General features: G+C 66.5%; 34 protein-coding genes. 6 read left to right on the top strand and 28 right to left on the bottom strand.

Features of this window, described 5'->3' with window-relative positions; all coding sequences use genetic code 11:
* Window positions 1-24 precede the first annotated feature (24 nt).
* From infA to rpsJ, 25 genes are all read right to left on the bottom strand, one after another.
* Window positions 25-246 (bottom strand): translation initiation factor IF-1, encoded by a 222-nt coding sequence (gene infA / locus ACIOKD_RS16210; RefSeq protein ID WP_003948620.1) that lies wholly within the window; start codon window positions 244-246, stop codon window positions 25-27.
* 391 nt (window positions 247-637) lie between these two features.
* Window positions 638-1,474, bottom strand: coding sequence for a type I methionyl aminopeptidase (gene map, locus ACIOKD_RS16215; RefSeq protein WP_402083742.1), 837 nt, complete (start codon window positions 1,472-1,474; stop codon window positions 638-640).
* A 101-nt stretch (window positions 1,475-1,575) separates the two neighbouring features.
* Window positions 1,576-2,286 carry an adenylate kinase gene (locus tag ACIOKD_RS16220; RefSeq protein WP_402083745.1) on the bottom strand — a complete coding sequence of 237 codons (711 nt, stop codon included), beginning with the start codon at window positions 2,284-2,286 and terminating at the stop codon, window positions 1,576-1,578.
* The gene (gene secY / locus ACIOKD_RS16225; RefSeq protein ID WP_398291491.1) at window positions 2,286-3,599 is read right to left on the bottom strand and encodes a preprotein translocase subunit SecY; all 1,314 of its coding nucleotides are present in this window, start codon (window positions 3,597-3,599) and stop codon (window positions 2,286-2,288) included. Before secY ends, ACIOKD_RS16220 begins: the two co-directional genes overlap by 1 nt.
* Before the next feature lie 248 nt (window positions 3,600-3,847).
* A complete protein-coding gene (rplO, locus tag ACIOKD_RS16230) occupies window positions 3,848-4,303 on the bottom strand; it encodes a 50S ribosomal protein L15 (protein WP_402083748.1) in 456 nt (151 codons plus the stop codon).
* Window positions 4,304-4,305: 2 nt separating this feature from the next.
* Complete coding sequence (rpmD, locus tag ACIOKD_RS16235) at window positions 4,306-4,488, bottom strand: 50S ribosomal protein L30 (protein ID WP_107022202.1); 183 nt, start codon at window positions 4,486-4,488, stop codon at window positions 4,306-4,308.
* A 2-nt stretch (window positions 4,489-4,490) separates the two neighbouring features.
* Window positions 4,491-5,093: a 30S ribosomal protein S5 gene (gene rpsE / locus ACIOKD_RS16240; RefSeq protein WP_055513610.1), complete on the bottom strand. Its 603-nt coding sequence runs from the start codon at window positions 5,091-5,093 to the stop codon at window positions 4,491-4,493.
* Window positions 5,094-5,136: 43 nt separating this feature from the next.
* Complete coding sequence (rplR, locus tag ACIOKD_RS16245) at window positions 5,137-5,520, bottom strand: 50S ribosomal protein L18 (protein WP_189776125.1); 384 nt, start codon at window positions 5,518-5,520, stop codon at window positions 5,137-5,139.
* 3 nt (window positions 5,521-5,523) lie between these two features.
* Window positions 5,524-6,063, bottom strand: a complete 540-nt coding sequence (gene rplF, locus ACIOKD_RS16250) for a 50S ribosomal protein L6 (RefSeq protein ID WP_055513607.1) — start codon at window positions 6,061-6,063, stop codon at window positions 5,524-5,526.
* 24 nt (window positions 6,064-6,087) lie between these two features.
* Window positions 6,088-6,486 carry a 30S ribosomal protein S8 gene (rpsH, locus tag ACIOKD_RS16255; protein ID WP_081218894.1) on the bottom strand — a complete coding sequence of 133 codons (399 nt, stop codon included), beginning with the start codon at window positions 6,484-6,486 and terminating at the stop codon, window positions 6,088-6,090.
* A gap of 235 nt (window positions 6,487-6,721) precedes the next feature.
* Complete coding sequence (locus ACIOKD_RS16260) at window positions 6,722-6,907, bottom strand: type Z 30S ribosomal protein S14 (protein WP_003948630.1); 186 nt, start codon at window positions 6,905-6,907, stop codon at window positions 6,722-6,724.
* Window positions 6,908-6,912: 5 nt separating this feature from the next.
* Entirely contained in the window at window positions 6,913-7,470 is a 558-nt protein-coding gene (rplE, locus tag ACIOKD_RS16265) for a 50S ribosomal protein L5 (protein WP_398291487.1), read from the bottom strand.
* Window positions 7,470-7,793, bottom strand: a complete 324-nt coding sequence (gene rplX, locus ACIOKD_RS16270; protein WP_190084421.1) for a 50S ribosomal protein L24 — start codon at window positions 7,791-7,793, stop codon at window positions 7,470-7,472. Before rplX ends, rplE begins: the two co-directional genes overlap by 1 nt.
* Before the next feature lie 2 nt (window positions 7,794-7,795).
* Window positions 7,796-8,164, bottom strand: coding sequence for a 50S ribosomal protein L14 (gene rplN / locus ACIOKD_RS16275; RefSeq protein ID WP_003992364.1), 369 nt, complete (start codon window positions 8,162-8,164; stop codon window positions 7,796-7,798).
* A gap of 102 nt (window positions 8,165-8,266) precedes the next feature.
* Window positions 8,267-8,554 carry a 30S ribosomal protein S17 gene (gene rpsQ / locus ACIOKD_RS16280; RefSeq protein ID WP_107022197.1) on the bottom strand — a complete coding sequence of 96 codons (288 nt, stop codon included), beginning with the start codon at window positions 8,552-8,554 and terminating at the stop codon, window positions 8,267-8,269.
* Window positions 8,554-8,778 (bottom strand): 50S ribosomal protein L29, encoded by a 225-nt coding sequence (gene rpmC / locus ACIOKD_RS16285; protein ID WP_003998824.1) that lies wholly within the window; start codon window positions 8,776-8,778, stop codon window positions 8,554-8,556. The genes rpsQ and rpmC overlap by 1 nt, the downstream gene beginning before the upstream one ends.
* Entirely contained in the window at window positions 8,778-9,197 is a 420-nt protein-coding gene (gene rplP / locus ACIOKD_RS16290; RefSeq protein WP_010986348.1) for a 50S ribosomal protein L16, read from the bottom strand. Before rplP ends, rpmC begins: the two co-directional genes overlap by 1 nt.
* A gap of 5 nt (window positions 9,198-9,202) precedes the next feature.
* Window positions 9,203-10,054, bottom strand: a complete 852-nt coding sequence (gene rpsC, locus ACIOKD_RS16295) for a 30S ribosomal protein S3 (RefSeq protein WP_398291484.1) — start codon at window positions 10,052-10,054, stop codon at window positions 9,203-9,205.
* Window positions 10,054-10,401 carry a 50S ribosomal protein L22 gene (gene rplV / locus ACIOKD_RS16300; RefSeq protein ID WP_402084330.1) on the bottom strand — a complete coding sequence of 116 codons (348 nt, stop codon included), beginning with the start codon at window positions 10,399-10,401 and terminating at the stop codon, window positions 10,054-10,056. Before rplV ends, rpsC begins: the two co-directional genes overlap by 1 nt.
* Window positions 10,402-10,442: 41 nt before the next feature.
* Window positions 10,443-10,724 (bottom strand): 30S ribosomal protein S19, encoded by a 282-nt coding sequence (gene rpsS, locus ACIOKD_RS16305; protein ID WP_006376029.1) that lies wholly within the window; start codon window positions 10,722-10,724, stop codon window positions 10,443-10,445.
* A gap of 12 nt (window positions 10,725-10,736) precedes the next feature.
* Window positions 10,737-11,573, bottom strand: a complete 837-nt coding sequence (gene rplB, locus ACIOKD_RS16310) for a 50S ribosomal protein L2 (RefSeq protein ID WP_055614926.1) — start codon at window positions 11,571-11,573, stop codon at window positions 10,737-10,739.
* Between the two features lie 39 nt (window positions 11,574-11,612).
* A complete protein-coding gene (gene rplW, locus ACIOKD_RS16315; protein ID WP_402083759.1) occupies window positions 11,613-12,029 on the bottom strand; it encodes a 50S ribosomal protein L23 in 417 nt (138 codons plus the stop codon).
* Window positions 12,029-12,685: a 50S ribosomal protein L4 gene (rplD, locus tag ACIOKD_RS16320; RefSeq protein ID WP_398291482.1), complete on the bottom strand. Its 657-nt coding sequence runs from the start codon at window positions 12,683-12,685 to the stop codon at window positions 12,029-12,031. Before rplD ends, rplW begins: the two co-directional genes overlap by 1 nt.
* A 7-nt stretch (window positions 12,686-12,692) precedes the next feature.
* Complete coding sequence (rplC, locus tag ACIOKD_RS16325) at window positions 12,693-13,337, bottom strand: 50S ribosomal protein L3 (protein ID WP_402083762.1); 645 nt, start codon at window positions 13,335-13,337, stop codon at window positions 12,693-12,695.
* A gap of 16 nt (window positions 13,338-13,353) precedes the next feature.
* Window positions 13,354-13,662 (bottom strand): 30S ribosomal protein S10, encoded by a 309-nt coding sequence (gene rpsJ / locus ACIOKD_RS16330; RefSeq protein WP_003948644.1) that lies wholly within the window; start codon window positions 13,660-13,662, stop codon window positions 13,354-13,356.
* Between the two features lie 727 nt (window positions 13,663-14,389).
* Between rpsJ and ACIOKD_RS16335 the strand changes: the two genes are divergently transcribed.
* Window positions 14,390-15,982 carry a hypothetical protein gene (locus tag ACIOKD_RS16335; protein WP_402083764.1) on the top strand — a complete coding sequence of 531 codons (1,593 nt, stop codon included), beginning with the start codon at window positions 14,390-14,392 and terminating at the stop codon, window positions 15,980-15,982.
* Between the two features lie 6 nt (window positions 15,983-15,988).
* Here the strand turns inward: ACIOKD_RS16335 and ACIOKD_RS16340 are convergent, their stop codons facing one another.
* Window positions 15,989-16,243: a DUF397 domain-containing protein gene (locus tag ACIOKD_RS16340; RefSeq protein WP_402083767.1), complete on the bottom strand. Its 255-nt coding sequence runs from the start codon at window positions 16,241-16,243 to the stop codon at window positions 15,989-15,991.
* Window positions 16,240-17,088, bottom strand: a complete 849-nt coding sequence (locus ACIOKD_RS16345; RefSeq protein ID WP_402083769.1) for a Scr1 family TA system antitoxin-like transcriptional regulator — start codon at window positions 17,086-17,088, stop codon at window positions 16,240-16,242. The genes ACIOKD_RS16340 and ACIOKD_RS16345 overlap by 4 nt, the downstream gene beginning before the upstream one ends.
* 140 nt (window positions 17,089-17,228) lie before the next feature.
* On the opposite strand from ACIOKD_RS16345, the gene ACIOKD_RS16350 reads away from it, so the two are divergent.
* From ACIOKD_RS16350 to ACIOKD_RS16365, 4 genes are all read left to right on the top strand, one after another.
* Window positions 17,229-17,675 (top strand): ATP-binding protein, encoded by a 447-nt coding sequence (locus ACIOKD_RS16350; RefSeq protein WP_402083772.1) that lies wholly within the window; start codon window positions 17,229-17,231, stop codon window positions 17,673-17,675.
* A 296-nt stretch (window positions 17,676-17,971) separates the two neighbouring features.
* Window positions 17,972-18,904, top strand: coding sequence for a helix-turn-helix domain-containing protein (locus ACIOKD_RS16355; protein WP_402083775.1), 933 nt, complete (start codon window positions 17,972-17,974; stop codon window positions 18,902-18,904).
* A gap of 52 nt (window positions 18,905-18,956) precedes the next feature.
* Window positions 18,957-19,556, top strand: coding sequence for a Uma2 family endonuclease (locus tag ACIOKD_RS16360; RefSeq protein WP_402083776.1), 600 nt, complete (start codon window positions 18,957-18,959; stop codon window positions 19,554-19,556).
* 146 nt (window positions 19,557-19,702) lie between these two features.
* Window positions 19,703-20,617 carry an NADP-dependent oxidoreductase gene (locus ACIOKD_RS16365; RefSeq protein WP_402083779.1) on the top strand — a complete coding sequence of 305 codons (915 nt, stop codon included), beginning with the start codon at window positions 19,703-19,705 and terminating at the stop codon, window positions 20,615-20,617.
* A gap of 225 nt (window positions 20,618-20,842) precedes the next feature.
* Here the strand turns inward: ACIOKD_RS16365 and ACIOKD_RS16370 are convergent, their stop codons facing one another.
* Complete coding sequence (locus tag ACIOKD_RS16370; protein ID WP_402083781.1) at window positions 20,843-22,075, bottom strand: FAD-dependent monooxygenase; 1,233 nt, start codon at window positions 22,073-22,075, stop codon at window positions 20,843-20,845.
* Between the two features lie 78 nt (window positions 22,076-22,153).
* Between ACIOKD_RS16370 and ACIOKD_RS16375 the strand changes: the two genes are divergently transcribed.
* Complete coding sequence (locus ACIOKD_RS16375; RefSeq protein ID WP_402084333.1) at window positions 22,154-22,714, top strand: TetR/AcrR family transcriptional regulator C-terminal domain-containing protein; 561 nt, start codon at window positions 22,154-22,156, stop codon at window positions 22,712-22,714.
* Window positions 22,715-22,758: the final 44 nt, after the last annotated feature.

Consider the following 22,758-nt stretch of genomic DNA (forward strand, 5'->3'; position numbering starts at 1 on the left):
GCGGAAGCGGGGCACAGGCAAGATCTACTTGTACCGGTAGACGATCCGGCCACGCGTCAGGTCGTACGGAGACAACTCCACCACGACCCTGTCGTCAGGGAGGATGCGGATGTAGTGCATACGCATCTTGCCGCTGATGTGTGCCAGAACCTGGTGGCCGTTCTGGAGCTCAACCTTGAACATGGCGTTCGGAAGAGACTCGACGACAGTGCCCTCGATCTCGATGGCACCTTGCTTCTTGGCCACGCTTCGCCCTTCGAATCGACTACCTTGATCGACTCCGTGCTTACCACATGCAGACATGCGGATGCACGAGAGCCGACGAGTCAGTCTACGTCAGGGCCCCCGGAAAGACGAATCGAGAAAGTCTGCCCCACGTTCAAGATCCCTAAGCAGAGACCGCCCCTCAAGGGGCGCGGGGAACGGCGCAGTCATGCGCCTTTAGGGACGCGGGGAACGGCGCAAACCTTTGCCTTCAGGGGCGCGCGGAACGGCGCAATCTTTCGCCTTGGGGCGCGGGGAACAGCGCGACAAGCCCCCACCGACCCGCATCCGCACCCGCACCCGCACCCACACGCGAACACCCTCCTCGGAGGGCGACCCCTGCCCGGAGGGCGACCCCACCCCGGAGGGCGCCCTACGCCAAAGGATCAGGCGCCGCGGTGATCCCGTACTCGGCCAACTTCGCCGCACCCCCGTCGGGAGACGTGAGCACGAGCGGCCCCTCCTCCGTCAGAGCGACAGAGTGCTCCCAGTGCGAGGACCACGTCCCGTCCGTCGTGATGACGGTCCAGTCGTCGGACAGCACCTCCGTCCGAGGCGTCCCCAGCGAAACCATCGGCTCGATGGCGAGGCAGAACCCGGCCACCAGCTTCGGCCCCTTGCCCCGCCGCCGCTCGACGTAGTTCAGCAGATGCGGATCCATGTGCATCTCGGTACCGATGCCATGGCCGCCGTAGTCCTCGACGATCCCGTACTTGCCGCCACCGGGCTTCGGCTGACGCCGGATGTACGTCTCGATGGCCCGGGAGACGTCGACGAGCCGGTTCCCCAGCTTCATCGCCGCGATCCCGGCCCACATCGACTCCTCGGTCACCCGGGACAGCTCAAGGAGCTCGGGAGCATGACCGGATCCCACGAAGGCCGTGAACGCCGCGTCCCCGTGCCAGCCGTCGATGATCGCGCCGGCGTCGATCGAGATGATGTCGCCGTCCTTAAGGACGACGTCGTCGGTCGGGATGCCATGGACGACGACCTCGTTCACCGAGGTGCAGATCGTGGCGGGGAAGCCTCCGTAGCCCAGGAAGTTCGACTTCGCGCCGTGCTCGTCGAGCACCTTGCGGGCGACCTGGTCGAGATCCCGGGTCGTGGCACCTGGTACCGCGGCTTCCCGCGTCGCGCGGTGGACGGCGGCGACGACCAGGCCCGCCTCACGCATCTTGGCGATCTGCTCGGGGGTCTTGATCTGCACCATGGGGGCCCGCGCTCTCCGTCTTCTCTGCCTACTGGTTTACGTACACAACAGTACGGCCGCGGCACCCATGGAGGGCACCGCGGCCGAACCGGTCGGGACGACTACTTGTCGCCGTCGCCCCGGCTGTCGTTCTTGTCCTCGTCGCGCTGGTCCTTGCCCTCGGCCTGCCCCTTGAGGGCGTCCATCGCGCGCTTGGTGACCTCGTCCACCTTGCCGAGCGCCGAGATCGTCACCACGAGGCCCTGGGCCCCGTAGTAGTCGATGATCGGCTCGGTCTGGGTGTGGTAGACGTCCAGGCGCTTGCGGACGGTCTCCTCGGTGTCGTCGTCACGCTGGTACAGCTCGCCGCCGCAGACGTCACAGACGCCTTCCTTCTTCGGCGGGCTGTACGTCACGTGGAAGACGTGACTCGACTCGTTGCGGCAGACGCGGCGGCCGGCGATGCGCTTGACGACCTCGTCCTCGGGGACCTCCAGGTCGAGGACCCCGTCCAGCTCCACACCGTCGGCCTTCAGCGCCTGGTCCAGCGCCTCGGCCTGCGAGACGTTCCGCGGGAAGCCGTCGAGCAGGAAGCCGTTCGCGGCGTCCGGCTGCTCCATGCGGTCCTTGGCCATCGCGATGGTGACCTCGTCCGGCACGAGGTTGCCCTCGTCCATGTACGACTTCGCCAGTTTGCCCAGTTCGGTCTGCTGGCTGATGTTCGCACGGAAGAGGTCGCCCGTGGAGATGTGCGGGATCAGCAGGTTCTTGGCGAGGAACGCGGCCTGCGTTCCCTTGCCCGCCCCGGGCGGCCCGACGAGGACGATTCGCATCAGCGGAGGAACCCTTCGTAATTGCGCTGCTGGAGCTGGCTCTCGATCTGCTTCACCGTCTCCAGACCGACACCCACGATGATCAGGATGCTGGTGCCACCGAACGGGAAGTTCTGGTTTGCCCCGAAACCAACCAACGCCATCGTCGGCACGAGAGCGATCAGGCCCAGATACAGCGAACCCGGCCACGTGATCCGGTTGAGTACGTATCCCAGGTACTCAGCGGTCGGCCGGCCGGCCCGGATGCCCGGGATGAAGCCACCATACTTCTTCATGTTGTCCGCGACTTCTTCGGGGTTGAAGGAGATGGCCACGTAGAAGAAGGCGAAGAACACGATCAGCAGGAAGTAGGTGGCGATGTAAATCGGGTGGTCGCCCTTGGTGAGGTTCTGTTCGATCCAGGTCTTCCACCCCGAGGTCCCACCTGCGAACTGAGCCACCAGCGCCGGAATGTAGAGCAGCGACGAGGCAAAGATCACAGGGATGATGCCGGCCTGGTTGACCTTCAGCGGAATGTACGTGGACGTGCCGCCGTAGGACCTCCGGCCGATCATCCGTTTCGCGTACTGGACCGGGATACGGCGCTGGGCCTGCTCGACGAAGACCACCAGGCCGACCATGACGAGGCCGACCGCGATGACCGTGCCGAACTCGATCCAGCCGTCCGCCAGGTTGCCCTGCTGCTTGATGGCCCACAGCGCCGACGGGAACGTGGCGGCGATCGAGATGAACATGAGGATCGACATGCCGTTGCCGATGCCGCGGTCGGTGATGAGCTCACCGAGCCACATGACGACGGCCGTACCGGCGGTCATGGTGATGACCATCGTGATGGTGACGAAGATCGACTGGTCCGGCACGATCTGGTTGGCGACCGGGCAGCTGGTGAAGAGCGCGCCGCTGCGGGCGGTGGCCACCAGGCCGGTGCCCTGCAGGATGGCCAGCGCGACCGTCAGATAACGCGTGTACTGCGTGATCTTCGCCGTACCTGCCTGGCCCTCCTTCTTGAGGGCTTCCAGGCGCGGGATCACCACGGTCAGCAGCTGCAGAATGATGCTCGCCGTGATGTACGGCATGATGCCCAGGGCGAAAATCGTGATCTGCAGCAGAGCGCCACCGCTGAACATGTTGACCAGACCGAACAGGCCCTGGTTCTGGCTCGCGTTGTCGATACAGGTCTGGACATTCTTGTAGTCGACACCGGGGATCGGGACGTGCGTACCCACCCGATAAACCACGATGATGCCGAGCGTGAAGAGCAGCTTCTTGCGCAGGTCGGGCGTCTTGAACGCCCGGGCGAACGCGGTGAGCACGGTGCCTCCTGCGACCCCCGCGCAAGTGCGCCAGAGGTGACGGTCTTGAGGTTCGACGAATAAGTAACGGACAGCTAACTAACAGTCAGAAGCCACCTGGAGTTCCCTGACGGCACACCGGGCGAAAATTAGCAGCGCAGGCCACCTTACCGGCGACACCGCTCCCCTAGGAACGACCAACCGGGGATGCCCCTTTTGTGGGGCACCCCCGGTCGGGATCGCTCAAGTCATCGAGTCGCCTGAAGTGATCAGATCAGCTCGGTGACGGTACCGCCGGCGGCGGTGATCTTCTCCTTGGCGGAGCCGGAGACGGCGTCGACCGTCACCTGCAGTGCCACGGAGATCTCGCCCTGGCCGAGGACCTTGACGAGGCTGTTCTTGCGAACCGCACCGTTGGCGACGAGCCCCTCGACGGTGACCTCGCCACCCTCCGGGTACAGCGACGCCAGCTTGTCGAGGTTCACGACCTGGTACTCGGTCTTGAACGGGTTCCGGAAGCCCTTGAGCTTCGGAAGGCGCATGTGGAGGGGCATCTGGCCACCCTCGAAACGCGCCGGAACCTGGTAACGGGCCTTCGTGCCCTTGGTACCACGACCGGCCGTCTTACCCTTGGACGCTTCACCACGACCGACTCGCGTCTTCGCGGTCTTGGCGCCCGGGGCGGGACGGAGGTTGTGGATCTTGAGCGGGTTGTTCTCCGCCATGATCAGTCGACCTCCTCAACCGTCACGAGGTGGCGGACGGTGTGAACCATTCCGCGGAACTCGGGGCGGTCCTCCTTGACGACCACATCGTTGATCCGCTTGAGACCAAGCGAACGAAGGGTGTCACGGTGGTTCTGCTTGCTGCCGATGAACGACTTCTTCTGCGTGATCTTGAGCTGAGCCATGATTACGCACCCGCTCCCGCACGTGCACGCAGGAGAGCCGCGGGGGCGACGTCCTCAAGGGGCAGACCGCGGCGGGCCGCGATCTCCTCGGGACGCTGCAGGCCCTTGAGGGCCGCCACGGTCGCGTGCACGATGTTGATCGCGTTGGAAGAGCCGAGCGACTTCGACAGGATGTCGTGAACGCCGGCGCACTCCAGGACAGCACGCACCGGGCCACCGGCGATAACGCCGGTACCGGGGGAAGCAGGCTTGAGCAGGACGACGCCCGCGGCCTTCTCGCCCGTGATCGGGTGCGGGATGGTGCCCTGGATACGGGGGACCTTGAAGAAGTGCTTCTTGGCCTCTTCAACACCCTTGGCGATCGCGGCCGGCACCTCCTTGGCCTTGCCGTAACCGACACCGACGGTGCCGTCACCATCGCCCACTACGACGAGCGCAGTGAAGCTGAAGCGACGACCACCCTTCACGACCTTGGCAACGCGGTTGATCGCGACGACACGCTCGACGTACGCGGTCTTCTCGGCAGCTGCGCCGCCGTCACGGCCCTTCCGGTCCCGCCGCTCGCCGCCACCGGCACCGCTTCCGCGGCGCTGGGGTCCAGCCATTGGAATTACCTCTCTCTGTTTCCGCTAGCTACGGAACCAGGACTCAGAACTTGAGTCCGGCTTCGCGGGCGGCGTCCGCCAGAGCGGCAATGCGCCCGGCGTACTGGTTTCCACCACGGTCGAATACGACAGCCTCGACACCGGCGGCCTTGGCACGCTCGGCGACCAGGGCGCCGACCGACTTGGCCTGCTCGGACTTGTCGTTCTCGCCGCCGCGGATGGACGTGTCCAGGGTGGACGCCGACGCCAGGGTGTGACCCTTGACGTCGTCGATCACCTGGGCCACGATGTGGCGGTTCGAGCGCGTCACGACCAGGCGAGGCCGCTCAGCCGTACCGGAGATGTGCTTCCGGATGCGGATGTGACGTCGCTTGATGGCAGCACGCTTGTAAGCGTCGCCCTTAGCAATCTTGACACCGTATGCCATGGCTTACTTACCCGCCTTTCCGACCTTGCGCCGGACGACTTCGCCCTCGTACTTGACGCCCTTGGCCTTGTACGGGTCGGGCTTCCGCAGCTTGCGAATGTTGGCCGCAACCTCGCCGACCTTCTGCTTGTCGATTCCCTCGACCGAGAAGTGTGTCGGGTTCTCGACCTTGAACGAGATGCCCTCGGGCGCCTCGACCGTGATCGAGTGGCTGTAGCCGAGCGAGAATTCCAGGTTGGAACCCTTCGCCAGGACGCGGTAACCGACACCGCTGATTTCGAGCTTCTTCACGTAACCCGTGGTCACGCCGGTGATCATGTTCGCCACCAGCGTGCGGGACAGGCCATGGAGGGCCTTGTTCTGACGCTCGTCGTTCGGGCGGGTGACATTGAGAATGCCGTCCTCGCCCTTAGCGACCTCGATCGGCGCCGCGACGGTGTGGGAGAGGGCGCCCTTGGGGCCCTTCACCTGAACCGTACGGCCATCGATGGTGACGTCCACGCCGGCGGGAACCGTGATGGGGAGCTTGCCAATACGCGACATAGCTGTTTCCTCCGTTCCCTTCCGCTACCAGACGTAGGCGAGAACTTCTCCGCCTACGCCCTTCTTGCCGGCCTGCTGTCCGGTGAGGAGACCGTGCGACGTGGAGATGATCGCCACGCCGAGGCCACCCAGCACCTTGGGCAGGGAGGTGGACTTCGCGTACACACGCAGACCCGGCTTCGAGATCCGCTTGATGCCCGCAATGGAGCGCTCGCGGTTCGGACCGAACTTCAGCTCAAGGACGAGCTTCTTGCCGACTTCGGCGTCCTCGACCTTCCAGCCGGTGATGAAGCCCTCCTGCTGGAGGATCTCCGCGATGTGCGACTTGATCTTGCTGTGGGGCATCGCGACATCGTCGTGGTACGCCGAGTTCGCGTTACGCAGACGAGTAAGCATGTCTGCGATGGGATCAGTCATGGTCATGAATTGGCCTTCGGCCTCTCTCGCCGGGGTTTCCTGTATGCGCCATCCCTCTCCCCACTCAGTGGCGGGACGGGTGCGGTGCGGGGACCTACGGCGTAGTAAGCGTTAACTAGTGGGCTGTACCCACCTGCGTTCGGGCGGCAGACGCCCAACCCTCCTAGCCTAAGCCATGGAGGAGAGGGCCTCTGCCAACCCACTGCTTACCGAGAGCGTCCGGGTCGTCCCAACTGAGGGACTACCAGGAGCTCTTGGTCACGCCCGGGAGCTCTCCACGGTGAGCCATCTCACGAAGGCACACGCGGCAGAGACCGAACTTGCGGTACACGGAGTGCGGGCGGCCGCAGCGCTGGCAACGGGTGTAGCCACGCACACCGAACTTGGGCTTACGAGCAGCCTTGGCAATCAGAGCCTTCTTCGCCATCTCGCTTACGCCTCCTTGAAGGGGAAGCCGAGGTGACGGAGAAGGGCACGGCCTTCGGCGTCGTTGGTCGCCGTGGTGACCACGGTGATGTCCATACCCCGGACGCGGTCGATCTTGTCCTGGTCGATCTCGTGGAACATGACCTGCTCGGTGAGACCGAAGGTGTAGTTGCCACGACCGTCGAACTGCTTGGGAGACAGACCGCGGAAGTCGCGGATGCGCGGAAGCGCCAGCGACAGGGTGCGGTCCAGGAACTCCCACATGCGGTCGCCACGAAGTGTGACGTGGCAACCGATCGGCTGTCCCTCACGCAGCTTGAACTGCGCGATGGACTTGCGGGCCTTGGTGACGGCCGGCTTCTGACCGGTGATCGTGGTGAGGTCGCGGATGGCGCCCTCGATCAGCTTGGAGTCGCGGGCGGCGTCGCCCACACCCATGTTGACCACGATCTTGACGAGACCCGGGGTCTGCATGACGTTCTCGTAGGAGAACTCTTCCTGCAGCTTGCCCGCGATCTCCTCGCGGTACTTCGTCTTGAGACGCGGAATGGTGGTGGTAGCCATCAGATGTCCTCACCCGTCCGCTTGGCAACGCGGATCTTGTTGCCCTCGTCGTCGAAGCGGAAACCGACGCGCGTGACGACCTTGTTGCCGTCCTTCTCAACGACCAGCTGGACGTTGGAGACGTGGACGGGCGCCTCGGTCGTGACAATGCCACCGGCCTGCGAACCGCTAGCGGTAGGACCGGCCTTCGTGTGCTTCTTGACCCGGTTGACACCCTCGACCAGGACGCGCTCGTCGCGCGGGTAAGCGGCAATGACCTTGCCCTGCTTGCCCTTGTCCTTACCGGTGATGACCTGAACCAGGTCGCCCTTCTTGATCTTCATGCTTACAGCACCTCCGGCGCGAGCGAGATGATCTTCATGAACTTCTTCTCGCGCAGCTCACGGCCGACAGGGCCGAAGATACGGGTGCCACGAGGGTCGCCGTCGTTCTTCAGAATGACGGCGGCGTTCTCGTCGAAGCGGATGTACGAGCCGTCGGGACGACGACGCTCCTTGACGGTGCGAACGATGACCGCCTTGATGACGTCACCCTTCTTCACATTGCCGCCGGGGATCGCGTCCTTGACGGTGGCGACGATGACGTCGCCGATGCCCGCGTAGCGGCGACCGGAGCCACCGAGCACACGGATGCAAAGGATTTCCTTCGCACCAGTGTTGTCGGCGACACGCAGTCGCGACTCCTGCTGGATCACGTCTATCTCCTGATTGTCTGCCGGTTCCCGGCAGGGGCTCCTTCACGGAAACCCCTGCCGAGCCTGGCGGAACCAACCTGCGGGAAACCCCTCAGGTACTTACTACTTGGCCTTTTCGAGGATCTCGACGATGCGCCAGCGCTTCGTCGCAGACAGCGGACGGGTCTCCATGATGACAACCCGGTCGCCGACGCCGGCGGCGTTCTGCTCGTCATGAGCCTTGAGCTTGTTCGTACGGCGGATGACCTTGCCGTACAGCGCGTGCTTCACGCGGTCCTCGACAGCGACGACGACGGTCTTGTCCATCTTGTCGCTGACGACCAGACCCTCACGGGTCTTGCGGAAGCCGCGGCTCGTCTTGGTCTCTTCGGTCACGTTGTTCTCGCTCATCAGGCGCTCTCCACCGTCTCGATGCCCAGCTCGCGCTCACGCATCAGGGTGTAGATCCGCGCGATGTCCTTACGGACGGCCTTGAGCCGCCCGTGGTTTTCGAGCTGACCGGTCGCCGCCTGGAAGCGGAGGTTGAACAGCTCTTCCTTGGCTTCGCGAAGCTTCGCGAGAAGCTCCTCGTCACCCAGTTCGCGCAGCTCGGACGCCTTGGTACCGGCCGACATCACGCTTCACCTGCCTCGCGCTTGACGATCCGGCACTTCATCGGCAGCTTGTGCGCTGCGCGAGTGAGGGCCTCACGGGCGATCTTCTCGTTGGGATAGGACAGCTCGAACATGACCCGACCCGGGTGCACGTTCGCGATCCACCACTCGGGGGATCCCTTACCGGAACCCATGCGGGTCTCGGCGGGCTTCTTGGTCAGCGGGCGGTCCGGGTAGATGTTGATCCAGACCTTGCCGCCACGCTTGATGTGGCGGGTCATCGCGATACGAGCCGCCTCGATCTGGCGGTTCGTGACGTACGCCGGCGTGAGGGCCTGAATGCCGTACTCGCCGAACGAAACCTGCGTACCGCCCTTGGCCTGACCGCGGCGCTTCGGGTGGTGCTGCTTGCGGTGCTTGACCCTACGAGGGATCAGCATTTCGGTCAGGCCTCCGTTCCGGTGCTCTCGGCCGGAGCGGCAGCGGCGGCGGGAGCGTCGGCCTTGGGGGCCTCGGCTGCCGGCGCGGACTGCTGCTGCGGCTTGCGGCCACGGCCGCCACGCTCGCCACCACGACCGCCACGTGCCGGGCGGTCGGCGCCGCCACCGGCTCCACCACGGGCCGGGCGGTTACCCGCACGGGCCGCGGCGTTCTCGGCGCGGACCTCGGCGATGTTCTTGACATCGCCCTTGTAGATCCAGACCTTCACACCGATACGGCCGAAGGTCGTCTTGGCCTCGAAGAAGCCGTAGTCGACGTTCGCGCGGAGCGTGTGCAGGGGCACACGGCCCTCGCGGTAGAACTCCGAGCGGGACATCTCGGCGCCGCCGAGACGGCCACCACACTGGATCTTGATGCCCTTGGCGCCGGCCTTCATCGTGCCCTGCATGCTCTTACGCATGGCGCGACGGAAGGAGACGCGGGAGGACAGCTGCTCGGCGACGGCCTGGGCCACCAGCTGAGCGTCCGTCTCCGGGCTCTTGACCTCAAGGATGTTCAGCTGGACCTGCTTGCCGGTCAGCTTCTCCAGGTCACCGCGGATGCGGTCGGCCTCGGCGCCACGGCGGCCGATGACGATGCCCGGGCGCGCGGTGTGGATGTCCACACGGACGCGGTCACGGGTGCGCTCGATCTCCACCTTCGAGATGCCGGCGCGCTCCATGCCGGACGTCATCATCCGACGGATGGCGACGTCTTCCTTGACGTAGTCCTTGTACAGCTTGTCGGCGTACCAACGGGACTTGAAGTCCGTGGTGATGCCGAGCCGGAACCCATGCGGGTTAACCTTCTGGCCCATTACCGGGTTCCTTCCTTGCTGCTGACGACCACGGTGATGTGGCTGGTCCGCTTACGGATCCGGTAGGCGCGGCCCTGGGCGCGCGGACGGAACCGCTTCAGGGTCGGACCCTCGTCGACATACGCCTCGGAGATGACGAGGCTGTCGGCGTCGGGGTGGTCGTAGTTGTGTGCGGCGTTGGCAATGGCGCTGTCAAGCACCTTGCCGACGGGCACGCTCGCGGCCTGCGGGGCGAAACGCAGGACCGCCTGAGCCTCCGTGGCATCCATGCCACGGATAAGGTCCACCACACGGCGGGCCTTCATGGGCGTGACGCGGATGTACCGCGCCTGGGCCCTGGCTTCCATGGTTGTCCTTCCAGTGTCTGTCATGGTCATTCCACCCCGCGTTAGCGGCGCTTCGACTTCCGGTCGTCCTTGACGTGACCCCGGAAGGTGCGCGTCGGCGAGAACTCGCCGAGCTTGTGGCCGACCATCGACTCGGTGACAAACACCGGAATGTGGGTCTTGCCGTTGTGCACCGCGATCGTGTGGCCGAGCATGGCCGGGATGATCATCGAGCGACGGGACCAGGTCTTGATGACGTTCTTGGAACCGGCTTCGTTCTGTACGTCCACCTTCTTGATGAGGTGGTCGTCGACGAAGGGCCCCTTCTTGAGACTGCGCGGCATCTAAACCCGCTCCTAGCGCTTCTTGTTCGTCTTGCGGCGGCGGACGATGTACTTGTTCGATGCCTTCTTCGGCGAACGAGTACGACCCTCCTTCTGACCCCACGGCGAGACCGGGTGACGTCCACCGGAGGTCTTGCCTTCACCACCACCGTGCGGGTGGTCAACCGGGTTCATCGCCACACCGCGAACGGTCGGGCGGACGCCCAGCCAGCGCTTGCGGCCGGCCTTGCCCCAGTTGATGTTCGACTGCTCGGCGTTGCCGACCTCGCCGACGGTGGCGCGGCAGCGCACGTCGACCAGGCGGATCTCTCCGGACGGCATGCGCAGGTGGGCCATCTGGCCCTCCTTCGCGAGCAGCTGCACGGAGGCACCGGCGGAGCGGGCGAACTTGGCACCGCCACCGGGACGGAGCTCGATCGCGTGGATCGTGGTACCGACCGGGATGTTGCGGAGCGCCAGGTTGTTGCCCGGCTTGATGTCGGCCCCGGGACCGTTCTCGACGCGGTCGCCCTGCGACAGGTTGCGGGGGGCGAGGATGTAGCGCTTCTCGCCGTCCGCGTAGTGAAGCAGCGCGATGCGCGCGGTGCGGTTGGGGTCGTACTCGATGTGCGCGACCTTCGCCGGCACGCCGTCCTTGTCATGGCGACGGAAGTCGATGACACGGTAGGCGCGCTTGTGTCCACCACCCTGGTGGCGAACGGTCACACGACCGGAATTGTTACGGCCGCCCTTGCTGTGCAGCGGGCGAACCAGCGACTTCTCCGGCGTGGACCGCGTGACCTCGACGAAGTCGGCGACGCTGGAGCCACGGCGGCCCGGCGTAGTCGGCTTGTACTTGCGGATTCCCATTTCTCAGTCCTCGTCCGATATTCGGACCAGGGCGCTCCGTTAGGAGGCCTGGCCGAAGATGTCGATACGGTCGCCCTCAGCGAGGGTCACGATGGCGCGCTTGGTGTCAGCACGCTTGCCGAAGCCGCTCTTGGTCCGCTTGCGCTTTCCCTGGCGGTTGATCGTGTTGACCCCGGTGACCTTGACCGAGAAGACCGCCTGAACGGCCTGCTTGATCTGGGTCTTGTTGGCGCCCGGCGCTACGACGAAGGTGTACTTGCCCTCGTCGAGCAGCGCGTAGCTCTTCTCGGAGACGACCGGCTTGATGAGGACGTCACGGGGGTCCGTGAAGCTCTTGCTGATCGGCGTCTCAACGGTGTTCTTGCCCTCGGCCTCGTGGCGCTTCGCCTTGGCGACGCGCGCGGCCTTGGCGACCTTGGCCGCCTTGGGGGCAATGCTCGGGTGACGCGTAGCCATCAGGCTTCGCTCCCTTCGGTGTCAGCGGCCTGGGGGCCAGACACGAAGGACTCGAAAGCGGCCTGGGTGAAGACCACGTCGTCCGAGACGAGAACGTCGTACGTGTTCAGCTGGCCCGGCTCCAGGATGTGGACCTGGGGCAGGTTGCGCGCGGAGAGCAGCGCGGCCTCGTCGGCACGATCGATGACCAGGAGCACGTTCTTGCGCTCCGAGATCTTGGCGATCAGGACCTTCGCGGCCTTGGTGTTCGGGGTGTCGCCCTCGATCACGCCGGAGACGACGTGGATACGAGCGTTGCGGGCCCGGTCGGTGAGGGCGTGGCGCAGGGCCGCGGCCTTCATCTTCTTCGGGGTCCGCTGTGAGTAGTCACGCGGCTGCGGGCCGTGGACGACGCCACCGCCGACGAACTGCGGGGCGCGGGTCGAGCCCTGGCGCGCACGGCCGGTGCCCTTCTGACGGTAGGGCTTCCTACCGCCACCACGAACCTCGGCGCGCGTCTTGGTCTTGTGCGTGCCCTGGCGGGCAGCGGCCAGCTGGGCGACTACGACCTGGTGAAGCAGCGGGATGCTGATCTTCTCGACGTCGAAGATCTCCGCGGGGAGCTCGACCGTCCCGGTCTTGTCGCCTGCCGGCGAAATGATGTCAACAGTGCTCATCGTTACCTCAGGCCCCCTTGGCCGCGGTGCGGACCAGGACGAGGCCGCCGTTCGGACCGGGGATGGCTCCCTTGATGAGGAGCAGTCCCTTCTCCGCGTCAACGGCGTGGACGGTCAGGTTCTGGGTGGTGACCCGCTCATGACCCATGCGACCCGCCATGCGCATGCCCTTGAAGACACGGCCGGGGGTGGCACAGCCACCGATGGAACCGGGAGAGCGGTGCTTGCGCTGGACGCCGTGTCCGGCGCCGAGGCCATGGAAGTTGTGACGCTTCATGACACCGGCGAAGCCCTTGCCCTTGCTCGTGCCGGTCACATCCACCTTGACGCCGGACTCGAAGGTCTCAGCGGTGATCTCCTGGCCGAGGACGTACTCGCTGGCGTCAGCGGTACGGATCTCGACGAGGTGACGACGGGGGGTGACGTCGGCCTTGGCGAAGTGGCCCTTGAGGGGCTTGTTCACCTTGCGCGGGTCGATCTCGCCGAAGGCGATCTGGACCGACTCGTAGCCGTCGACAGCGTTCGTACGGACCTGGGTCACGACATTGGGGCTGGCCTTGACGACGGTGACCGGAACAACACGGTTGTTCTCGTCCCACACCTGCGTCATGCCGAGCTTCTCGCCCAGGATGCCCTTGATCTGCTTAGCCATTCTCAGACCACATCCCCTAGAGCTTGATCTCGATGTCGACACCGGCCGGGAGGTCGAGTCGCATCAAAGAGTCAACGGTCTTGGGAGTCGGGTCGAGAATGTCGATCAGGCGCTTGTGCGTGCGCATCTCGAAGTGCTCGCGCGAGTCCTTGTACTTGTGCGGCGACTTGATGACGCAGTACACGTTCTTCTCAGTGGGCAGCGGCACCGGGCCCGCGACCGACGCACCAGTGCGCGTCACCGTCTCGACGATCTTCTTCGCCGAGGAATCGATGACCTCGTGGTCGTAGGCCTTGAGCCGGATGCGGATCTTCTGTCCCGCCATGGCTACTCAGTAGTCCTTTGTCTCGTAAAAACCGCTCTGCGACCCGGGGGTTCGCGTCCCGCTCTCCGACCCACGCGGTCGGGTGTGTCGCATCCTCACCGCAGAGATATCCACCATCGGATTTCCCTACCAGGGACACGGCCCATCCCAAAGACGACCGCAGGACCGGGGGCCGAACACCCACCGGGCGCCTGGTCTGCACCCCGCTGACACTTCCCGGAAGATTCCCGTACGTCCGCCCCAGCGCTGCCTTACGGCAGTTTGGGCGACGAGTACTGTGGGACTCGCTTCCGGTCCTCCCGGCGGGAGGCGCGCAGCATCGGCACTCAACCGAGCAACCCCGACAGTCTGCCACACGGGGTGCGGAGCTGGCGAATCGAGCCGGAGAGAATACCCCGAGGGTGACGCAGGTCAAACACTGGCTCGCCCGGACGCAGTCGGTGCAACCCCGTCCTGACCGGCCCGGTGAGCTGACCGATGGTCCTGGAGCAGGCCCCGGCCCAGGTGACGCGGCGCAGCCCGCAGGCTCCGGCGCACGGCTACGAGGTCTCGTCGTCCCGGAGCCGCACTCCGCTGAGGAACGGCGCCGAACCGGCTCGGTCGACGCCTGGGCCACCACCACACCCGCCGCACAATATCCGTGCGGAATTTCCCCGCCGCACTCCTCCTGTTAGCCCGGTCTGGCTACCTTCGCCCCGCCCGGGCCGGTATCAGGAGAGGTACATCCATGAGCACCCCGATCCACCGCACCTCGACACGGCAGTCCGCGGCTGTCCTGACGTCGGCACAGCAGCGTGGCCAAGGGAGCCGGACCGGGAACACGTCCGCACGCTCGCCGGAGCGCGCCCTTTTAGAACTGCAGTCCCGCGCCGGCAACCGGGCCACGACCGCGACGGTGCAGCGCGCCCGGGACACCGCGGGAGGCAACGCGGGCGGCAGTGCGGCGGAGAACGTCGGCGCGTCCGCCGGAGCGAAGAAGAAGAACTACCGCGACCGGATCGCCGCGCTCCTCGACAGGTTCAAGAAGAACCTCGAACCCATCGACACCTTCATCAAGGGCTTCCAGACCCCCACCAACGCGGCCTTCACCCAGCAGGCCGCCGTCACGGCCAACGAGGGCGTCAAGCACTCCGCCGCCGCCTCGGGGACCTCCGCCGCGTCGGGGAACCTCCTCACGGAGGCCGCCGGCACCGTGGTCAGTGGCATGGACGCGTACAAGAACATGAGGGACGCCAAGCAGCACGAGACCGGGGCCAAACACCACACGGCGAAGAAGAAGGCCAAGACCAAGGGGACCGACGCGGTGGTCGGCGCCACCAGCTCGGGAAGCTACAGCGCCGCCATCGCCAAGGAAGCGACCAAGGTCCAGAAGGCGGCGGACGCCGCGGTGGCGTCCGAGGTGAGCGGTGCCGCCAGCGCCTCCATCGGCCTGATCAAGGGCGCTCGGGCCGCCTTCCGCGTCGGCAAGACGGCCCGCAAGTACAACGAGGTCAAGAGGCTCGGAGATCCCCGCCTCGTCCACGCGGCGTCACTGGCCCGGCTGACCGAGTCGCGGGAGCACGCCGACTGGGCCGCAGCGGAGGCCTACGTCTCGCTGGACGCCTACTGGGCCCATGAAGACGGGGGCCAGGGACGGCTGGACCTCATCTCCGAGGCCATCGACGCCGCCTGGGACTCGATGGGCGAAGCCCGCGACGCCGCCGAAAGCCTCCAGCGAGCCGAAAGCGACGTGGAAAAGCTGAGCACGGTGCAGGGGTACGCGAAGAAGAAGCAGCTCACCAAGATCGGCAAAGAGACGGTCGGCGGCGCGGTGGGCGAGTCCACCAAGGCCGCGGCCGGCATCGTGACGGCGGTCGCGGCGGGAACGGCCGGGCTGGCGTCCAATCCGGTCGGATGGGGTCTCGCCGGGGCCGGGGCCGGCCTCGTCCTCAGCGTCACCCTGTACAAGGCGCTACGCGCCGCCACGAAGCGCTACGAAGAGGTCCACCACCCCGAGCGCTGGGCGCCGCAGGGCGAGACCCCGGCGGAGGCCGCGTCCCGCAAGGAGTCGCTGAAGCACGCGCTGAAGTTCTGGAAGAAGGTGTCGAAGGGCGAACGCGCAGCCATGGCGCGCGAGATCTACGCCCTGGCGGCGGGCCCCGACATCTCAGGACACACGACGGAGGAGATGCGGGAGTCCGCGAGGTCCCTGCTCATCGCCCTCAAATCCGGCCCCGCCAAGCACAAGCTGGAGCCGGACGCGTGGGCCGACACCCTCAACGACCCGGCGAAGACCTCCGGCTGGATCGCGGAGATAGCGGAGCAACTGGCTTCGGGGTGACCCCGCCTACCGGGCCGACGACAGGGGCGCCACGAAGGACGCCCAGGCGGCGGGGCTGAGTGTGAGCCGAGGGCCGGCGGCGTTCTTGGAATCACGGACGTGGATGGCGGCGGGGGCTTTGGCTATTTCGACGCAGTCGTTGATGTCACTGCTGTCGCTGTAGCTGCTCTTGAACCACTCCGACGCAACCTCGACGCAGTCGCCAGGCTCGCCGCTACTGCTGTAGCTGCTCCTGAACCAGCGGAGTTCTTTGGCACTCATAGTTCTCCCAGCGCTCTCTCGATGAAGGCCAGAGACTCCCTCGGCGGGAGAGCCTGAGCCCGGATCATTCCGTACCGCAGTTCAAGGATACGAAGCTCCCTGAGATTGGAGACCGGGCGGCCGTTGAAGGCTCCGTCCGAACGTCCTACCGCGGTGCCGTCGGCGAACTTCAGCACCTCGATCAGGCCCTGCGTCCCAGCGTGCTCCTCCCGCCGAGTTGGCATGACCTGAAGCGTAACGTTCCGCAACTGCCCGATGCAGACCAGGTGTTCGAGCTGTCGGCGCAGCACCATTTCCCCACCCAGTGGGCGTTCAAGCGTCACCTGCTCCTGGACGAAACTGAGCGTCGGGGCAGGCTCCCGCTCAAAAATGGCCTTCCGAGCCATGCGCGCGACGGTTTCTCTCTCCACCACCTCCGGAGTGAGAGCGGGCTGCGTCATCTCGAACAGCACCCGCGCGTACTCCGGTGTCTGCAACAGGCCATGGATGTTGTGGTTGCTGTACAACAGCACCTCAACCGACCGATCCTCCAGCTTCTTCAGCTCCCGCACCTTCTTCGGATACCGGGCCCTCTCCACATCCTCCCTGAACGCCTTGAGGTGCCCCCTCCCTTTCAGGACCTCGTCCGCCCGGTCCAGGAACTCCGGCCGGGGAATCCGAGCCCCGCGCTCGATCTTGCGGATCATGTCCTCGCCGTACCCGAGGGCCGCAGCGAGGTCGGCGACCCGCATCCCGGCCGCCTCCCGGCAGATCCTGACCAGCCGCCCCACGGCCTCGACCAACGGCGCGCTCTCGTCCCCCGGTTCGAGGTCCCAGCCCGCCTCGTCCACACCCTCACCACTCATGCCCACCCACCTCCAACGCCGACCCGTACCCGCACGGCACCCAAGACAGCCAAGACAGAACGGGACAACAGCGCGACAGTCCCGATACGCACAGTCGCAATCCCCTCGCAGAATACGCACGGTCGACCACGCTGAGTGACGTGAATCAAGAAACCGTCCGCAACTTCAGCCTGCTCCTGTCCGCCACACCGCGAGGCGCCCGCCTGGCCCGGCGGTTCACGACAGAGCAAGTACGTATCTGGGGACTCCCGTTGGACCCCGACCGCGCGGAGCACATCGTGGCGGAGCTGGCGGCCAACGCCATCACGCACGGCCGCGTACCGGGCCGCGACTTCCAGCTCATGCTGTACGTCGTCGGCGGCACCCTCCGTATCGAGGTGACCGACGCACGCGGCGACCGGCCGGTCTCACCCCCGGAACAGCGCGGCGACGACGCCGAGTCCGGACGCGGCCTCGTCATCGTCGAGGCCCTCTCCGACCGCTGGGGCGTCACGCCCGGCAGACCCCCACGCAAGACGGTCTGGGCCGAGATCAACCTCGTACCGCAACCCGCCCCCACCGGCCCCCGGGTTCTGCCGTCCCGGTAAACGGCCGACCGGTACCGCACGGCATCAAATGCTTTTTAAGAACCCCGGGAGAGAACCCACCAAACCCAACCCCACCCAGCCCTCCCGCAGCCTCGCGTCAGCGCCGCGAGCCCACGTCGCCCGTAAGGGTGACAAAGCATAAATCATCTTCATTTAGGCCCAGTTGCCGGGCATATGCTCGCCCCGCGACAACCCGAACAACCCCGAACGCAACACTCCAGAACATGCGACGGCCCCCGGCCGGGACTGACCTCCCGATCGAGGGCCTGACCACCAAGGAAGAAAGAACCTTCCCGATGGATACGCAGCACCCTAGCGCGCCCCCGTGCGCCCAACCCCGGATTCCGCATCAGCTTGCGCAGCCGCATTCGCGAGGCATCACACACGTCACAGTCCGCCACACCGCCCGCTTCACGGTGATCGGCAACCACCTCGCCCAGCACCCGCAGTTGTCGGGGCTCGCGATCGGGCTCGGCGTCCACATCCAGTCGCTGCCCACGGGTGCCCGCGTGGACATCAGGACGCTCGCGGACCGCTTCCCCGAGGGCGAGACGAGAATCGCGTCGGCCCTGCGGGAGCTGGAGACCCACGGATATCTGGCCCGCACCCGCCACCGCCTGCCGAGCGGGCACCTCGTCACACGAACGGTGTCGTACAACCAGCCGGGAGCCACCGCGGTCACGGTCCAGAAGCCCCGCCCCACCCCGCCGCCGAGGCCTGCGCCCGCGCCTACTCCTGCCGTGGCCCCGGCCCCCGTACACCCGACCGTCGAAACTCCCCCGGCCCCGGCCACACCGCCCGCCACTCCCCCGGCCCCGGCCCCGGCCACAGCCAGAGCCAGAGCCACAGCCGCCCACCACACAGCCACCACCCTCCTCGCGAGCCTGCACCGCGACGACCCCCGCCTGCTCCTCCCCGAGCGAGTCGTCCACCACCTCGCCCCCGCGGTCACCGCCTGGCTGGATCGCGGCGCCGCCGCCGAAGCCGTACGCCGGAGCCTGACGGCCGGCCTCCCCGAGGGGCCCCTCCTCCACCCGGCCGGCCTGCTGGCCCACCGCCTCGCGGAACTGCTCCCACCGCCGCTCCCCACCCTCGCGACAGCCAGGACCACACCACCCGAACATCCCTCCCCCCTGCGGAACTGCGACGGCTGCGACCGCGCCTTCCGCTCCCCCGAACCAGGACACCGCTGCCGTGACTGCCGATCCAATCCTCAGGAGGCCGCCTAGCATGAAGGGGACGATCCCTACCCCCGGGCACACCACACGAGGAGCGAGCGCCATGACCATCGCCTCAGACGACACACGGCCCGGCGCTCACCACCGCTACCAGGCAATGCGCGATTTCCTTGAGTCGATGGACGACACGCTCCCCGGGAAATTCGAAATCACCAAGGAAGGGATCGTTCACGACATGATGTCGCCGGGAGGGCCCCACGAGGTGACGGCAGCGCTCGTCAGCCGCCGCCTGGAGAAGGTCATGCCGGACGAGCTACTGGCTCACACCGGCACGCCAGATGTGGAGGACGAGCCGGAGGGCATCATGCGCCACCCGGATGTGATGCTGATCGCGTGGGACGACCTCAACATCGAGGGCTCCATCGACTCCCGAACGCTCATCGCCGCCATCGAAGTGGTCTCCCGTTCCAATCCCGAGAACGACTGGGCCGGCAAGGCGCGTGATTACCCACTACTCGGCATCCCCATCTACGCGATCTTCGACCCCCGTACGGGCACAGGCGCCGTCCTCTCCGACATCCACCCCACCCCCCACGGCCCCCGCTACGCGACCCGCAAGGACTTCCTCTACGGGGAGGACGTCACCATCGCCGAGTGGACCATCTCCACCGCCGACCTGCCGCGCTACCCCGCCAAGGACTGACGGCGACACCGAATCCCCCCGGCTCCGCAGAGAGCTCCACCGCCAACTACTTGGCTAGCCACATAATCAGTGCTACTTTTTATGTGGCTGGCCACGTAAACTCGGTCAGCGATCATCACATCGGCTCACCTAGGGAGACAGCAGTCATGAAGGCCATCGTTTTCGACGCGTTCGGCGGCACCGAGGTCCTGCACGAGGCCGAGATCGAGGTGCCCCGGCCCGGGCCCGGCCAGATCCGCGTACGGGTCCGTGCCGTGGGCGTCAATCCGGTGGACGGAAAGATCCGCTCCGGGATCATGGAGGCCATCTTCCCCACCACCCTGCCCGCCGTCCCCGGTGGTGAGATCGCCGGGACCGTCGACGCCCTCGGCGAAGGCGTCGACCGGTTCGGGGTGGGCGACGAGGTGCTGGGCTGGTCCGACACCGGCGCCTACGCCCAGTACGCGCTGGCCGACGCGGCCGTCCTCGCCCTCAAGCCGGCCGGCCTGGACTGGACACACGCGGCGGCGCTGCCCGTGGCGAGCGACGCCGCCGACCGGGTCCTGGACCTGCTCGACGTCAAGGCCGGCGAAACGCTGCTGATCCATGGTGCCTCCGGCGCCCTCGGCACCGTCGCCGTCCAGCTCGCCGTCGCCCGCGGCGCCCACGTCACCGGCACCGCGGGCCCGGCCAACCAGGAGTACGTCACCTCACTCGGCGCCACCGCGCTGGTCTACGGGGACGGCCTGATCGAGCGGGTCTTCGCGCTCGCCCCGCACGGCGTGGACGCTGTCCTCGACGCCGCGGGCAAGGGTGCGCTGGAGGACTCCATCACCCTGCGCGGCGGCACCGACCGGATCGTCACCACCGCCGACTTCCGGGCCCGCGAACTCGGCATCGTCTTCGCCGAGGGCCCGCAGCGCCGCTCGGCCACCCGGCTGTCCGAAATCGCCCGCCAGGCCGCCGACGGCAAGCTGGTGATCACGGTCGGCGCTACCTACCCGCTCGCCGACGCGGCCACGGCGCAGCAGGTCAGCGACGGCGGTCACGGCCGCGGAAAGCTCGTCCTCACCGTCGACTGACCTTCCCCTCGACTGACCCCTCCCATCGACCGACCTTCCCGGTCCACTGACCTTTCCGGTCCACTCCCCCTCCCGGTCCACTGCCCCTCCCGGGCGACTACGCCTCCCGGGCGACCGCCTCTCACGCGGGACCTGCTCCACGCCCGGGGTCCTGACCGGCAACCCACCCCCGTCAGGGCAGCCGCGAGGACGACCCGCGCACGAGCTGTACGCAGCACTCAGCCGTCACGGGCTCTGGGGGAGCTGCCAGTCGCCGCCGCGGTCCTCCTTCGAACAGCGCGCGACGAGGTCGGGGATGTGCAGGAAGCAGGCCAGTGCGGTGGCCGTCTGGAAGGCGTCGATAGCGCGTTGGGTGATTGGCATGCCCAGGCGCAGGAGACGCGGATTCACCTCGGCCTGGATCTCGTTGACGAAGGGCCGCAGCACGGTGTCGTAGTTCGCCAGTGCGGTCGGCAGATTGTCCGGGCGCTGGTTGATCTCGTTGGCCAGAACGTAGGCGCCGACCAGGCCGCCGGAGATTCCCATGCCGCTGTAAGGGGAGGCGCAGTGCGCGGCGTCCCCGGCCAGGACGACGCGGCCCTTGGACCAGGTGTCGGTGCGGACCTGGGCGATCTCCTGGGAGTAGAAGAAGGGACTGGTCCTCATGCCCTCGATGAAGCGCTCGGTCTGCCATCCGGCACCGCGGAACCGACTCGCCCAGAACTCCTGCTGACGCTCGACGGGTTCCCCGTGGACCGCCGAGGCTTCCTCGGATTCCTCTCGTATCACGAAGTAGACCTGGGTCTCGGCCGGACTGTGGCTGCGGCGCATGATCTGACGGCCTCCCGGAACCATGTAGGTGTCGCGGATATTGCTGTCGGACCCGATGCGCGGGACGAACCAGTACGCCATGTGGATGCCGACCCGCCAGTACGGGTCGAAGCCCTCCGGGAGAATCGCCCGACGGATGCGTGAGCCCTGCCCATCCGCGCCGACCAGGAGGTCGAACTCTCCGGACGTCCCATCGGAGAAGCGCGCGACAACGTTGTGGTCGTCCTGCTCGAAGCTGTCGACGCTCTTGCCGAAGACATAGCTGGTGTCGTGCTTGGTCGCATCGTTGAGGATGCGCACCAGGTCTCCGCGCATGATCTCGTACTCGGACGTCAGCGTCTGACGGCCCTGCCCGGAGGTGTTGGCCATGATCGTCGCTCTTACCTTGCCGCGGCCGTTGACGAAGGCCACGCCCTCCTCGTCCACGAGCTTGTCCCGGACGATTTCGAGGAGTCCCATGCGCCGGACGGCTTCGATGCCCTGGCCTCGGAGATCGACCTGGGCGCCGGTGGCCCGCAGCGCGGGGAAGCGCTCGACGACGGTCACGCGGTGGCCACCCCGCGTCAGCCAGAAGGCCAGCGCCTGCCCGGCGACTCCGCCGCCGGCGATGAGGACCCGCAAGGGGCGCGTTCCCGAACCCTGCGTCATGCCCACCATCCAAAATCTATCGGTGAATGATTCCTTTCCAGAGTCATCTATCAGCGATAGATTGTCAACGTGACGAAGATGAACCTTGAGACCGTGGTGGCCGAGGCGCTCAACCTGCTCGACGAGGTGGGTCTGGACGCCGTCAGCACGCGGCAGCTCGCCAAGCGGCTGGGCGTCGAGCAGCCATCGCTGTACTGGTATTTCCGGACCAAGAAGGACCTCCTCGCCGCCATGGCGCAGGTGGCGATGGAGCCCCATGCGACCGCACCGCTTCCGATGCCTGCGGACGACTGGCGCGCCTGGTTCATGGAGAACACCCGCGGCTTCAGGCGCACCCTGCTGATGCGCCGCGATGGCGCACGTCTCCACGCCGGCACCACTCCCACCAGCGACCTTGACCGGATCCGCTGCAAGATGGACTTCCTCCTCGCCTCCGGCGTACCCGAGCGGGACGCACAGATGGGGATGCTGGCCGCCAGCCGCTTCACAGTCGGCAGCGTCCTGGAAGAACAGGCGGGCCCCGGCCCCGGCCACAGCCTGGACCTACCGGCCGACACGCCCAGAATTGATCCCGAAGCGGCGTTCGAGGCTGGACTTTCCCTCATCGTGGACGGCTTGGCGCTGCGCAGCACGGCATAGAAGCCGCACCTGCCCACGGCCGCGTCCTGCCTTCAAGCCCGCAA

Origin of the sequence: Streptomyces sp. NPDC087844 (assembly GCF_044742785.1) — a bacterium.
Lineage (GTDB): Bacteria > Actinomycetota > Actinomycetes > Streptomycetales > Streptomycetaceae > Streptomyces.